Annotated in this window: 11 protein-coding genes; 8 read left to right on the top strand and 3 right to left on the bottom strand. The window is 70.3% G+C overall.

Annotated elements, in window-relative coordinates:
- The first annotated feature begins 507 nt into the window (after positions 1-507).
- A complete protein-coding gene (locus tag ACFWA7_RS29150) occupies positions 508-2,124 on the top strand; it encodes a hypothetical protein (RefSeq protein ID WP_385826037.1) in 1,617 nt (538 codons plus the stop codon).
- A gap of 719 nt (positions 2,125-2,843) precedes the next feature.
- Here ACFWA7_RS29150 and ACFWA7_RS29145 read toward each other — a convergent pair.
- From ACFWA7_RS29145 to ACFWA7_RS29135, 3 genes are all read right to left on the bottom strand, one after another.
- Positions 2,844-3,197: a hypothetical protein gene (locus ACFWA7_RS29145; protein WP_385826035.1), complete on the bottom strand. Its 354-nt coding sequence runs from the start codon at positions 3,195-3,197 to the stop codon at positions 2,844-2,846.
- Between the two features lie 231 nt (positions 3,198-3,428).
- A complete protein-coding gene (locus ACFWA7_RS29140; RefSeq protein ID WP_385826033.1) occupies positions 3,429-3,821 on the bottom strand; it encodes a hypothetical protein in 393 nt (130 codons plus the stop codon).
- Positions 3,749-3,988: a hypothetical protein gene (locus tag ACFWA7_RS29135; RefSeq protein WP_385826031.1), complete on the bottom strand. Its 240-nt coding sequence runs from the start codon at positions 3,986-3,988 to the stop codon at positions 3,749-3,751. The genes ACFWA7_RS29140 and ACFWA7_RS29135 overlap by 73 nt, the downstream gene beginning before the upstream one ends.
- 324 nt (positions 3,989-4,312) lie before the next feature.
- Between ACFWA7_RS29135 and ACFWA7_RS29130 the strand changes: the two genes are divergently transcribed.
- The 7 genes from ACFWA7_RS29130 (at position 4,313) to ACFWA7_RS29100 (ending at position 12,064) form a co-directional block, all read left to right on the top strand.
- Complete coding sequence (locus tag ACFWA7_RS29130) at positions 4,313-4,612, top strand: DUF6207 family protein (RefSeq protein ID WP_385826029.1); 300 nt, start codon at positions 4,313-4,315, stop codon at positions 4,610-4,612.
- 221 nt (positions 4,613-4,833) lie between these two features.
- Entirely contained in the window at positions 4,834-5,091 is a 258-nt protein-coding gene (locus ACFWA7_RS29125; protein WP_385826026.1) for a DciA family protein, read from the top strand.
- Positions 5,092-5,621: 530 nt separating this feature from the next.
- The gene (locus ACFWA7_RS29120; RefSeq protein WP_385826024.1) at positions 5,622-7,415 is read left to right on the top strand and encodes a DEAD/DEAH box helicase family protein; all 1,794 of its coding nucleotides are present in this window, start codon (positions 5,622-5,624) and stop codon (positions 7,413-7,415) included.
- On the top strand, positions 7,415-9,310 hold the full coding sequence (locus ACFWA7_RS29115) for a type I-E CRISPR-associated protein Cse1/CasA (RefSeq protein WP_385826022.1): 1,896 nt from the start codon (positions 7,415-7,417) through the stop codon (positions 9,308-9,310). Before ACFWA7_RS29120 ends, ACFWA7_RS29115 begins: the two co-directional genes overlap by 1 nt.
- Entirely contained in the window at positions 9,310-10,605 is a 1,296-nt protein-coding gene (locus tag ACFWA7_RS29110; RefSeq protein WP_385826020.1) for a type I-E CRISPR-associated protein Cas7/Cse4/CasC, read from the top strand. The genes ACFWA7_RS29115 and ACFWA7_RS29110 overlap by 1 nt, the downstream gene beginning before the upstream one ends.
- A gap of 5 nt (positions 10,606-10,610) precedes the next feature.
- Entirely contained in the window at positions 10,611-11,357 is a 747-nt protein-coding gene (gene cas5e, locus ACFWA7_RS29105; RefSeq protein ID WP_385826018.1) for a type I-E CRISPR-associated protein Cas5/CasD, read from the top strand.
- Positions 11,354-12,064, top strand: a complete 711-nt coding sequence (locus ACFWA7_RS29100; protein WP_385826015.1) for a type I-E CRISPR-associated protein Cas6/Cse3/CasE — start codon at positions 11,354-11,356, stop codon at positions 12,062-12,064. Before cas5e ends, ACFWA7_RS29100 begins: the two co-directional genes overlap by 4 nt.
- Positions 12,065-13,548 lie beyond the last annotated feature (1,484 nt).

Here is a 13,548-nt window from a genome sequence, read left to right as displayed (position 1 = left end):
CACAGCTTGCACACGCCGTCCCCCAGCGCGCGCTCCGCCAGGCTCGCGCGGCGGCAGCCGCACCGCGACCCAGCGGGCCGCCTACGGTCGTCGCGCCTCCCCCAGCCGTTCCTGCCCACCGCGCCATCGGCTCCCCTGACGGCGGCAGCGCCGACCGCAGCGGTTGCGCCGGATCCGCCGACGCCGATGTCTCCGCCCGCTCCGCTGGTACCGAAAGCGCATGCCCAACTCCCGCCCCCGGCGCAGCCACCAATGCCACCGCGGCCGTCGGAGCCGCCACGGCCGCTCAGCCCCACCGCCGAACACGTCGGGGCCGGTGGTGACCATTTGGCCGCCGACGCTGAATCGAACGGGCAGTCGCTGGCCGCGTACGTGCCATGGCGGCGGCCTTGCGGTCCTCGGGGGCGGTGTCAGCAAGGGGAGGTACCGTCAGTCAGTTAGGCATCCAGCAGTGTGGCTGGGTGCCGGCCGGAGGCGGATCCCGTCTCCAGCACGGCTGGAGGTTGCATGGCCCTGGACAGACGCCGAGTGCAGACCGCAGTGATCGGCCACGCCGATTCCGAGCTCCCCGTGGTCCTTCCGATAGAAGCGATAGAGCTCGACGACTTCCGCGCCCGCCATGACGGCGAGACTTACTGGTGCGGGGTGTGGCTGGGCGGGTGCGGCCACCAGCTCACCACCAAGCTGTACACGGACCGCGCCTGCCACTTCGCCCACATGCCGGACCCCGAGCACACCTCCACCTGTGCCCGGAAGGCGTCCGGGGTCTCCAGCGCGGACCACCTGTACGTCAAGCACGGCCTGCTGAACTGGATGGCGGAGCAGGACATCACCGCGACCGCCGCAATCCCCCGCGATGCGGACGGCGCGATCGGCGGGGAAGTCCTCTTCACACCCGCCGGGCACACCGGCCTGCGGGTCCTGCTCTCCGAGACGCCCAGCTCCCCCGCGCCGACGGGGGACGACGCCGCGCGCCTGGTGCTCGGCCCCGGGATGGACTCCGACCCGGACGTGTTGCTGCAGCAGGGATACGTCAACCGCATCCAGCTCATCCCCGAGGGAACCCGCCGCCGGATCCAGGTCGGCACCGAACGCCACGGCGGTACCACGGAGTGGTTCGAGCTCCACGAGGTGGAGCTCACCGATGCAGGCCTCACCACCCCGGCTGTCAAAGAGATCCGCAGGCTGCGCACCACACGGCGGCCCATCGGCGTGAGGACTCCCAAAGCCGCGCCGCCGCAGGCGCGGCCGACTGCCCAGGTCAGCGATGACGCGCACGACATCCCCTCGGAGGAACGCGCGACCGTCATGACGGCGCTCGAGCAGGCAGTCAACGACGGGCGCAGCCGCACGGAGATCCGCCGCTGGCTCAACCGGGCGGAAGAAGTGACGCACCGCGGGGCCACCGCCGAGGAGAATGATCTGATCAAGGCCGCTGTCGACGCCCTGCTGCGGCTGGAGCGCGCCGTCGGGGTGCCGACGCCACGCGAACCCACCTTCGCCGAGCGCAAGGCCCTGCAGAAGGTCGAACGGCTGCTGGGCGATCTCGCGCAGCAAAAGGCCCGTGGGGTCCGCAGCATCGCGCCCCGCCAGCGCAACCAGCTCACGCAGGCCGCGCAGCAGGCATCCAGCTGGCTCACCGATCACCAGCGCAGCCAGATCCACGCATGGCAGACCGCCCCCACGCTGTCCGCTCCTACGCCGCGTGCCCCCCAGCTGCCGGCGCCCGGCCGGCCACCGCGTACCCCGCCCGCTGCTTCCAGCCGCAAGCCCTACGACGCGGCCATGCTCGCCGACGGGGTCCGGGATGTTCTGGAGCACGCAGCCAGGCTAGGGGAGACCGTGACCTTCACCAGCCTGTGCGCCCAGGTCAAGAAGCTGGGCGAGCTGGCAGAACCCGATCAGGTGCAGGTGCTTCAGCGGGTGAAGCCGACCGCTCGCCCCCGCAGCCCGAAGCCTCAGCGCCCAGCTCCGCTCACCGCCCTGATCACCGATGAGGCGGGAGGCATGCATCCCCTCTACCGCAAGCTGGCCGACCATGCCGGTCATCACCTGCCCCAGCAGGCCAACGGCGTCTGGACCAGCACGGTTGAGATCCTGCACGACCGCTACCGCACCCCGTAGCAAGCTCAGCACTATCAACGGCTGCGGCACCCTAGCGGCCACCGAACCGGATATCACCGGAACAGGCGGCACTGCATGGCTCGGGTTGATGCCTGCCAGACGCGGCTCAACTCCGTCCGTGCTGGGGTGGCGCAGCCAACGCCGTCCTACCCAACGAGGTCTCGGTCCGAGGTGACATCGTTCCCGCCCGCTCGGCACGAGCGGCCCGCGCAGCGCGGCAACTCGATCACCGCGGCCTGGTGGCGACGCTGGACGCGAACCTGCTCAATCGGGACCAGCCCGCAGTCCCCGTGGGACCGCTCGAGGGGTGGCAGCCGGTGAGCCGCCGCACCCGGCCCGCTGGTGCTCCCGACGACCTTCTCCGCGCGGCAATCCCGGCGACCAGCTGCTGCTCGGCGCCGTCGTCGCGGCGGCCGCGCTTACCCTGGCGGATGGAACGTGACGGTCGCCTCCCACAACGGAGACTGGTGGCACTACACCGCCGGAGCAGTCCAGTTCACAGCTGACCTGATCTCCGGAGCCCTTGAACCCTGGGGCCTGCCCCCCGTCCGCCCCGAGGTCGTAGCCGTCGCTGGCGGAGCGTAAGCCTTGCCAAGAGGACTGTCCCCATACCTGCGAGCTGCGCCGCTCCATAGCACGCAGCGTTCACCGGCACCGGTGAACGCGGGATCATGGTTGCTGGCAGGCCGACGCAGCGGCCGACCACCACTGCTGGACGCCTACGCAAGGTCCGCATACATGGCGTCCGGATCGATACCGAGGGCGTAGTCGACGGCGGCGCGGACACGGTAGACATCGGCGTCCGAGACGGATTCGTCGTCCTCCACGTCGCTGCGCCACTGCGTGATCTCGTTGGGGTGCCAGCCGTCGAAGTTCGCCGGGATCTTCACCGTCGTCGCGGCCCGTCGAAGCTCCTCGAACTGGGCGGCATCGGCGACGGGGGCAGGACGCCGGTCCGGGACGCTCGCCGATCCGTCTGGATCGATCACGTGCTTGTCCTTGCTCATCGGTCGTCTCTTCTTCACGTCGGCCTGCGTGGCCGGCTTACCAGCGGTCACGTCGTCGGCACACATGGCGCAGAGGTGAGACCTTCACGCAAGGCATACCGGCCTCAACGACCACCAGGCATTGCTGTAACGGCTGGCCCCTCGCCCGAAGTGGGCTCTGCTGGTCTGCGGCGAGCGGGGTGTCTCGCACCAGGCTGAGCGTTCCCACCAAGAGGCGGGTGGACAGAGGTGGGGCGGGTGCCAAGCGGTCTCATGGTCGGGTCGCCTGGGGGCGTCACCCCTGGGTGACCCCACTTCTCAGGGTCTGGCGGACTGGATCGCCTCCTGCAGGTTGCTCACGGCCTGCTCGGCGTGCGCGCGGACGCTGTCCCAGGCAGCGGTGAAGTCACGGACCGGGAAGTGCAGCCCCAGCGTGTGGTGGGCGTCGGCGAGTTCCGGCCGCGGTTTGGGGTGGACGGCGGAATTGCGGATGACACGGATCTGGTCCAGGAGCTGCACGGCCTGGTGGACCGCGTCGCGGTCGAGCGCGGGCAGCTTGTCGGCGAGATGTTCCTCAAGGCGCAGCAGCCCAGAGCCCGGGGTGCGGCCGGGCACCTTGAAGTCGCGCAGGATGTCGGTCAGGACGACCAGCCCGGAGTTGTACGCCGCTTCGTCGTCGACGTCCAGGGCGAGGAGGCTGGAGCGGTCCATGGGCGGCCGGACGACCAGGTTTCACCGAAGACCAGCTCGTCGGTGACGTCGAGGAAGTTCAGCGCACGCAGCAGCGCGCGGGGCTCGGTGAAGGACCACGCCTGCGGCGGCGCGGGAGGCGCCAGGTGAGCGGTGACCTCGGCCAGGTAGTGGTCGTGGATGGTCATGGCGTCTACCTCCGGGTGGACAGCCGACCAGGATAGAGGGGCGGGCCAGCTGGGAGCACGCGCTTTCCGGGGGTGGGCATCGGCCCTACTCGGTGTGCCACGCCTTCCGCAGGGCATCCTGCGCCGTCTGCCCAGTCCGTCCGGCGGGACACCCGGGCCGGGGAGTGTCTTGCGGGCCTGGGTGAACTTCGCTTCACCGGCAGACCAAGCGCCGGCACAGCCGGACTCCTGGGAAGGGAGCCGTACCGCTCGGGGCAGGTACGGCTCCCCAGCCAAGGGGCCAAACCCGGCCCGGCCTGTCAGCGACCCGGTTGCCCCATCCATGTGTACGGCCCCAGTGCGCTCTACGCGACCCGGCCCGTCACGCCCGTGCACGGCATTCCCTCGTACGGATGCTTCTGCCTGTACCAGACAACCGCAGGCCGCACCGGAACCGTCTCTTGGGGTATACAGATCGACGCGGCGCACATCAGCGAACCCGGCCTGGCCGTCCTGGACATCGCCGCCTCCGACGAAGGCACCGCCCGCCAGATCATGGACAGCCTCCAGCAGATGTGGGCGACCTCCGGCATCGCCCACATCTGGCACATCCCCGGCGAGCCCGGGGTGCGGGCGCGGGTGTAACCGGATGTACGCGACGGGCCCGGTACGTTCGAGGGACTGGCTGAGCCGAAGTACTGCGATGGGACCGGACGCCCCTGAGGGTTGGGCTGTGCCCGGAACTGACGGGGGGCACTTAGCGACCCGGCAGCGTTTCGCGGGTCCACAGGCTGCTCAAGGGCCGGTTCAACGCACCTCGACGTTCCGGCCGGGTCCGACGGGAAACTGCATCAAGGAGTACATCGGTGGCACTTTCGCGGCCCGGTTGGTTTCCCGAGCGCGACGCCTGGTGGGCCGAAGCCCTTGGCACGGAGGTGGCCGGTCATCTGGAACCGCTGGGCATCGACGAGGAAGGCCGCCTGCACCTACGGTGCGCCGATCCTGCCTGGGCCAGGCAGACCACGGTGCTCTCGGATGTCATCACCGCTCGTCTGAACACGGCCCTGGCAACCCGCGGCAGCAGCTTCGCCGGGATCGTCGTCACACCCACCGCGCAGCATTGAGCCCTGGTGCATGGCCAGCGGGCTCGCGGCCAGTTGCCGGCCGGTCCGGCAGTGCCCAACGCAGGCGTACGGCCCGCGTCGGCAGGTCGGACCGGCGGCACCGTGGTCCAGACGCGGCCGCCCTCTCCGTCCGGTCAGGCCGCCAGCGGCAGCGCCGCCCGCATTTCCTCCACGGTCCGCGGGCACGACCCGCCCCCAGCGCCACCTCGACAACGCGCACTACTGCTCCCCCAGCCTCGAGCAGTTGCCCCTCGTTCTTCGCGGTCGCCTCCGGGGTCCTGCACCCACGACCTACATCACACTGAGTAGTCAGATTTCACTCACTGTGTCCGGATGGGATATGCTGCCGCTCGGCTTCGTGCAGCTGCCGGGCTTCTCAGCGTCCCGTCCCGTGACCGTGACGCGTCTTCAGAGCCCCCTTGGGTGCTTCGCATCAGCACGTCAGAACTGTTGTGCTCTCACCGTGCCGTCCATGTTCGGCCGCGCGGGATCACGGGCCCGTGTGCGGCCGTCCTTGAAAGGACGTTGCGATGACGACGCATCATGCCCGCAAGAGCGCCGCCAAGACGCGCTCGCAGGAGACGGGGGAATCCCGCCGGGCCGCGACAGCCGTGGTCCGGCAGGACAGGATCACCTCCCGCAACCTGGTGATCCCCAAGCGGTACGTACTGGCTGGCTTTTCCGGCCGCTACCCCGGTGTACGCCGGGACGAGCAGTGGCTCGTGGACGTCTTCGACGCCACCGAAGGAAACGGGCTGCCCCGGGGACTTGCCCCGTACAAGGCTCCTTCCCACTCGTGGGAGGCCTTCGTCCAGGCGGAACTCAACGGGCGTTCCGCACCGTTGGATCCGGTCGGCGAAGTGGCGCCGCTGCGCGACTACCAGGAACCCGAAGTGGGCCGCCCCGCGGCGGCCCTGCGGGTAGGAGCGCCCGGCTATCTGTGGGCGTATCCGACCGGTTCGGGAAAGACCGCGATGGCGGTGCGCGCTGTGAGCGGCCTCTCGCCGCGCCGGGGCCGGAACATCCTCGTGATCACCCGGCTGTCCGTCATCCCCGCCTGGCAGAGCGCGATCAACAAGTTCGCGACCGACAGCCACCGGTGGGTGGTGATCAACCCGGAGCGGCTGTGGCGGGTGATGCGGCATCCGCGTGCCCGGCTGAACCGGATGCCGATGGACGCGGCGGCCCGCCTGCTGACGCAGGAGGGGGTGTCCCGGTGCGACTGGGACGCGGTCGTCGTGGACGAGTGCCACATGCTGGCCAACGCGGAATCCCAGCGCGCCCAGATGGTGCGGCGCCTGGCCGAACGCTCCGACGGCAGCAGGGCCTTCACCCTGTGGGCCTCGGCGACGCCGTTCAGCACCCCGCAGGAGAGTGCCTACCTCGCCGACCTGATCGCGTTCGCCGCGAAGACGGATCCGCCGGCCGATCTCGGTGACTACCGGATCTGGCTCAAGGGCCTGGGGCTGAAACTCAACAGCGACGAGCGTGGGCGCTGGTACCACCGCATCAATCGTCTCGACGTCACCGAACTGCGCGCGCTGTTGTACGAAGCGGGAGTCGGGGCGGCGGCCACGGCGATGGATCTGGGGCTTCCCGCGCAGGAGCGGGAGGTGGTGGCGATCACGCTCTCGGCGTCCGACCGTGTGGAGTACGCCAAGGCGTGGGAGGAGTTCCGCCGCTCCCAGGGACTCGCGGTCTTCCACGGCAGCGAGCCGGGCTCGTATCGGGTCGAGGCGCTGCGCAAGGTCCAGAAGGCCTCCCGTCTCAAGGCGCCGTATGTGGCACGGCTGGTTGTCGAACAGGTCGCGCGGGGCTTCCAGGTGGTGGTGCCGATGTGGTTCGTGGAGTCGATCGACGAGACGGCCGTGTGCATCTCCCGTGAACTGAAGGCGGCGGGACTGGACGACCGGGTGGTGGCGATCACCGGACGCGATGCGCATCTGCGCGAGGCCAAGAGAGTCGCGTTCCAGACCGGTCAGGCCAAGGTGATGGTCCTCAACGCGCTGGAGGGCATCAACGCCCAGGCCGGCGAGGCCAACACCGACGGCAAGGGAACCCGTGCCACCAGCACACCGAGGGTGTGCGTGATCGCGGATGTGCTCACCGGCGGCAAGCGTGCCCTGCAGGCCGAGGGCCGTACCCAGCGCGACGGTCAGCGGGCCCCGGTCATCTACGCGTACGCGGCCGCGACCGGGGAGCAGGAGTGGATGGCGGCGACCTTCCGGTCCCTGTCCAACACCTTGAGCCTGAACACCAACGACGCGGATGCCGCGATGTTCGACTACCTCGCCCACCAGATCGCCTCCCGGGACGGTGTCTGATGCCCTCTTTCAGCCTGGCCACCCGGCCCTGGATCGACGTGCGTGACCTGTCGGGCGAGCGGCACACCCTCAGCGGGGCCGCCGTCCTGGACCGTGCCGACCATCTCGTCCTGGACATCGCCGACCCTCTGCAGCACGCCGCCGTCGTCCGGTTCCTGGTGACCGTCGCCATCGCGGCGGGCCTGGCCCCCGCCATGGCGGACGAGTACGCGCTGCGCTGCGCCCAGGCCGGGGCGGTCGACTGGGGCAAAGCCGCGGTCTGGCTGGAGGAACGGGCCGATGACTACGACCTGTTCCACCCCGCGCGCCCCCTCTTCCAGGACACCTCCCTCAATCAGCTGGCGCGCTCGTGCACCCTGCCGGCGCACTATCTCGACCACACGTCCGCCGCGGCCATGGGTCGGCCGCTGCTGGGCGACCACCGTCACCTCAACGCCTTGCTTGCGCCGCTGGCGCCGGCGAAGGCGGCGCTGCTGCTGCTCACCCAGCAGATGTGGGCCGTCGGCGGGCGAATGCGCTGCTCGGACGCCGACTACGGGCCCGGCTCCAACTACGCCTCGCACGCCACGGCGACCGGCGCCCTGGTGTGGGTTCCGCACGGCACGCTCGCCACCGTGCTGTCCTGGCGGACCGTGCCGCTGACAGAACTGGGCATGGCGAACTGGACCTACCGGCCCCGCGGTCAGGTCAAGGAACGGCTCATGCCGTTCGGGGAACTGGACGCGCTGACCTGGCTGCCGCGCCGCACCCTGCTGTGCGCCGGACCGGACGGCCAGGTCGCGCGCGCGTACTTCGCCCAGGGATGGCACCGGGCCCCCTTCGCCGTCGGCCAGCCCGGCGTGGTGGACCTCGTGTCCTCGAGTACCGGTAAACGCCAGTCAGCCGACTGCCTGGACAGTCCCGACGACCTCGTCCCCCTGGTGGAACGCTGGTGGAACGCCCCCGAGGGATCCCTGCCCCAGCTCATGCGGCAGGCCTCGCAGCAAAAGGGCTGCCCGGTGCCTCCGGTCCGGGTGATCGGCCTGGCCGCGGACCGCAAGAAACTCCTGAACATGCGGGACGTCACCATCCCGGCCGGTCTGCTCACCGACCCGGCTGCCGCAGAGGCAGCCGCCTTCCTCGATCAGGCCCGCCGCCGCACCCGCAAGCTGCCCGTGCACCTGCCGGACCTCTCCGGAAGCGGGCTGCTGTGCGACCCCGCCTTCCGCAGCGCGGACGAGGCCGCCCGCGCCCGCCTCACCGCCCGCGCTTTCCGGATCACCACCTCGGGCGCCGCGGCCACCGCGCTCACCCGCGCCCAACTGCACCGCGCCCTCGCCCCGGCCCAGAAAGACCACCACGTGTCCCTGTTCGTCACCGCCGACTCCACCGCACCCAGCGAACAGAGCACCGGCTCCCAGCTGGAGAAGCGGCTGCACGGCATCCGCCACAGCGACCACGGCCGCGCGCTCCTTGGCGATCTGCGCCGCTGGGCCGCCGCCCCCACCCCCGCCAATGCGGCCGTCGAGGTGATCACGCGGAACCTGCCGGCCGGCCACCGCGACCCGGCGATGATCACCGCCGCGCTGTATGCGATCCACAGCCAGCACCAGGCCTCTCCGTACGGCCGTACTCCGCTGCCCCGTCTGATGCGCGCGTTTGGCAGCGGCACGGCCTTCGGCCCGCGGCACCAGCCCACCGACACGCAGATGCGGTACCTGCTGGCCACCGCCCGCCCGCGGCTGCTCCTGCCCACGCTCGCCAACCTCGTCCGCTACGCCGCATCCCACAACATGACGCCGTCCTGGACCGCGCTCACCGACGACCTGACCCTCTGGAGCCCGGCCATCCGCGAGAAGTGGGCCGCGCTCTTCTACACCAGCCAGCCCCTCAACGAGATCGGAACACCCGCCTGATGGCCCTCGCCGACATCACCGCCGACCCCCGCCTGATCGACACCACCAGCCAGAGCGGCGACTTCGTCGTCCTGCACACCCTCACCACCTACTCCGGCGTCTCACTCAACCGCGACTTTGGGAACGTGCCCAAAACCGTGCAGTACGGCGACGCGCTGCGCATGCGCGTCTCCCCCCAGTGCTGGAACCGTGCGGTACGCGAGTTCTTCCGCACCTACGCCGGTGAAAGTGCCGAACAGGCTGAACGCTCACGTCTCCTGCCCCAGCAGACCGCCCGACGCCTCGCCGACCTCGGCTTCCCCGAGGAAGACTGCGCCGTCCAGGGCGCGCTCATGGTCGCCGCGGCTGGCATGTGCGTCGACGACAGCGACCCCGCCCGCACCCGCGCCATCGCCTACGTCCCCGGCAACGCCCCCGACCGCCTGGCCGAACTCGCCGCCGACGTCTGGGACGACACCAAAGACGCCCGCCACGAGATGCGCGAGAAGATCGACAAGGCAGCCGCCCGGCGCGCCAGGCCCACCGGCAAGAGCTCCGAAGCCAGCCTCGACGACCACGAAAGCCACGGCGAGGACGGCGAAGCAGCGGGGCGGAGCAAGGCGGGCAAGGGCGACAAGGAGAAGGGCCTGTCGGCCCCCAAGAGCATCCCCGCGCAGCTCGCCCGCCGGGCAGCGGCAGCGTTCGCCCCGGCCACCGCCGTCGAACTCGCCATCTTCGGGCGCATGCTCACCGAAGTCCCCGACGGCACCCTGTACTCCGCCGCCCAAGTCGCCCACGCCTTCAGCGTCGACCCCCTGGCCACCGTCACCGACGACTGGACCGCCAAAGACGACTGGCAAGACCTCGGCGTCTTCGGCGCCGCCGGCAAGGGCACCACCTTCCTCGCCTCCGGCACCCTCTACCGCTACGCCGCCCTGGACCGGCGCGCCCTGCGCACCACCCTCGCCCGAGGCACCAGCGCTGAGGATGCCGAACGCCTGGCCCGGCTCGGTGAACAGCTCTTCCTGACCGCCCTCACCTACGCCACCCCCTCCTCGGCCCGCTCCCGCACCGGCTCATCCGCCCTCCCCACCCTGACGATCGCCGCCACCACCAACCACCCCCTGACCGCCGCGGTCTGCTTCGAAAGCGCCATCGAAGCCCCCGCCGCCGTCGCCGCCAGCGAACGCCTCGCCGGCTACCTGCGCCGCACCCAGCGCCACACCCCGCTCCTGGGCGGCATCTGCCGCTGGCTCCCGCCCGCCGGACAGCCCTGCCCTCAGCTGCCCGCCACCCTCACCCTCGAAGAAGACTGACCGCCATGCCCACCGTCCTCCTGCGCCTGTCCGGCCCCTTTCAGGCCTACGGCGTACACCCCGCCTTCGAGGCCCACCAGGACACCCTGCCCCGGCCCACCAAATCCGCCGTCATCGGACTGCTGTGCAACGCCCTCGGCTACGACCACAGCGCCGACACCCGCCACCTGGCCGCCCTGCACTTCGCGGTACGCGCCGACCGGCCCGGCCACCTCGAACGCGACGACCAGACGGCCGGCAACGGCCGCTTCCCCCTCGACGTCCTCACCGCTTCCCGCCACCCCCAACTCGCCGCCGACCCGCACCGCTTCACCTACGCGGCCCCGCGCGAGACCGACGCCCACGGCGCCGCGAGCTGGAAACCGGAGACCCGCAAGACGGTCATGGGCGACCAGACCTACGTCGCCGACGCCGCCTTCCTCGCCGGACTCACCGGACCCCGGGAACTGACCGACACCCTCCACCAGGCCCTCGCCCGCCCCGCTCGGCTCCTCTACCTCGGCCGCCGCTGCTGCCCGCCCGCCCACCCCATCGCCCACGGCACCACCGACCACGCCGCCGACTGGCCCGACCACGTCCCCCTGCTGCCCGAAGCCACCATCGCCGAGCCCGTCTGCTGGCAGCAGACCACCGATCCCACCGCACCCGCCCTGCCCGAATACCCGCCCACCAGCTACCAGCTGCGCGACCACCGCACCCTCGCCATGAGCAGCCGCCCCACCACCCCGCCCCCCGGAACCGAGACGCCATGACCATCACCACACACGACCTCCTCGACTTCGGCCTGCCCTCCCCCACCCAGGCCGTCCTCCAGGTCTGGCGCAGCGCCCTCGTCCTGGCCCCCCGCACCGCCACCGCCTGCACCGACGCCTACGTCATGCACCAACTCGTCGAACGCGGCCTCGGCCTCGTCACCACCACCGGCAACCGCAACGGCCGCACCCTCTACACCGCCGCCCGCAACCCCGCCCGCCACAACCCCCGCAACCCCCTCACCCTCCACGCCGGCCCGCCCCACACCCTCCTCGTCCAGACCCCCTCCCCGCCCGACTGGACCCCCCTGCAAAAAGCCCAGGCCCTCACCAGCGCGCGCACCGAACTCGTCGAACAGACCTGGAAAACCGGCGACACCGCCGAAATCCGCACCATCGCCAGCCCCCTCGTCACCAAAAACAACGACGACCGCCAACGCCGCAGCGTCCCCCTCACCAACCCAGAGGCCTGCGGAACCTGGCTCCACGACCGCCTACACAAAGCAGGCTGCGCCCTCAACCGCCACGACATCACCATGAACGACCCTGAACACACCCACCAACAAGGCCGGACCATCACCCTGCGCCACTTCCACGCAACCGTGACCGTCACCGACCCCCACGCGTTCACCAAAATGCTCACCACCGGACTCGGACACAACCGAGCCTGGGGCGCCGGACTCGTCCTCGCCCGCCACACCAACTAACAGTAAAACCACACCAGAACCCCAGCTCGCGAAGCTTGCGACCCCTGCACCAGGGGATGAACGGCCGCGGTGGGTACCGCGCACGCCGAGGCGGACCTGCGACCCCTGCACCAGGGGATGAACGGCGGGCGGTCGCCGCGTACGAGGAGCGGAAGGCCTGCGACCCCTGCAACCAGGGGATGAACGTTCATGGGTCAATTGGTCGGGGCCGATGGGCACCTGTGACCCCTGCGCCAGGGGATGGACGGGCACGGCCCGGGGTGCTCACGACGCGCGGCCCCAGTCACCCCTGCGCCAGGGGATGGACGGTGGTCAAGGTTGGCTCGTCTTTCTGGTATCGCCTCCTACCCCTGTACCAGGGGATGACCGTTTGCCTATGCCCCCCTTGGCGGTGTCCTTGATCTCGCCCCCGCACCAGGGGATGGGCGCGACTCGGCGCGCTCCAGTTCCGGCGCGAAGCCTGCGGCCCCCTGCACCAGGGGATGAACGGACGGTGGTGATCGCGTCGAGGGCACCATCCAGCCGGGCCTCTGAATCAGGGGATGAACGGGACTAGATCGCCTCGTGCGAGACGCGGGCCCACTCCGCCCCTGCGCCAGGGAATGTACGGCTGAGCGCTGGGGATGGTTGCGCCTGCTACATGTGAGCCCCTGCACCAGGGGGAAGAACGGACCATACCCACGGATTTCCGGGATGTGATCCTCAACGGCCCCTGCATCAGGGGATGAGCGACACACCAGCTCATGGGTGAGCTTGTCTGGCCCTCCGGCTCCCTGCGCCAGGGGATGAACGGCGATGTGTGGCCAGGAGCTGGATGGTGCTGGTCTGACACCCCTGCCCACCAGGGGATGAACGGAGAAACCCGGCGAACTTCTGGGCGCCGTCACTCTGAGCCCCCGGCACCAGGGGATGAACGCTTCCCTATGCCGCCCTTGGCGGTGGCCTTGATCCCGACCCTGTACCAGGGGATGGGCGGGCGATCATCCGCTGTGGCGTGGGCTGACTGCGCTGAGGCCCCTGGAGCAGGGGATGAACGGACGGTGGCGATCTTGGCGCCGACGAACTTCAGCTGAGACCCTGCACCAGGGGATGGACGCCAGATCCACTCCGCCTTCACCTTCCTGCAGAACTACAGAGCCCCTGCGCCAGGGGATGCACGGATCACGACCGGGGTGACGCCTCGGCTGCGCCGTGACCTCTGATTCAGGGAATGAACGGTGATCGTGCATTGGGAAGCTGCCCGGCTTCTGCTGCCCCTTGTGTCAAGGGATGACCGCTCGCCTACGCCGCCTGTGTCGGCGGCCTTTTGTTCCGCCCCTCCCTCCCCGGGAGCGATGCCAGGGTGCGTACGGCCGCAGGAGCAGGCGTGCGGCGAGACGCACACGACCGCTAGTAGTGCTTGGTCAGGTTGGTGCGGGGTCGGGGATGTTGCGGTGACAGGTGGGGCAGGCGCCGGTCCAGGCTGCGAGGAGTATCTGCACTTC

This window comes from Streptomyces sp. NPDC059994 (assembly GCF_042737755.1).
Classification (GTDB): Bacteria; Actinomycetota; Actinomycetes; order Streptomycetales; family Streptomycetaceae; genus Streptomyces.
The sequence above is the reverse complement of the archived record's forward strand: the minus strand, read 5'-3'. Positions and strand labels throughout refer to the sequence as shown.